The sequence below is a fragment of the Jeotgalibacillus marinus genome, assembly GCF_040801915.1.
Lineage (GTDB): Bacteria > Bacillota > Bacilli > Bacillales > Jeotgalibacillaceae > Jeotgalibacillus > Jeotgalibacillus marinus.
On sequence record NZ_JBFMIA010000136.1, the window covers coordinates 1 to 279 of the forward strand.

The 279-nt window shown below is 50.5% G+C and carries 1 protein-coding gene; it reads left to right on the top strand.

Annotated features, from left to right (window positions below; all coding sequences use genetic code 11):
• Positions 1–10: 10 nt before the first annotated feature.
• Positions 11–279: TMEM175 family protein (locus tag AB1471_RS17275; RefSeq protein ID WP_367780968.1), on the top strand; the 269-nt coding region annotated here is incomplete at its 3' end.

A 279-nucleotide genomic window follows, 5' to 3' on the forward strand; every position in this document is an offset into this window, starting at 1 on the left:
GTTAGAACGCATGATCCTTTTCAGCGATGCAGTGTTCGCCATCGCAATCACGTTGCTGATCATCGAGATCAAATTCCCTGAGCTGCCTGAAGACCACCCCGGACAGGTTGACCTGCTTAAGCTTTTCGGTCCTACCCTGAAAGGATTCCTGGCTTTCGCAGTAAGTTTCTTTTTCATCGGCGTCTCCTGGGCGAGGCATTTGAAAATGTTCCGGTACCTGCGGGCCTATGATGGCCGGGTTATTTTCCTCAACCTGTTCAGCCTGTTCTTTATCGTCAC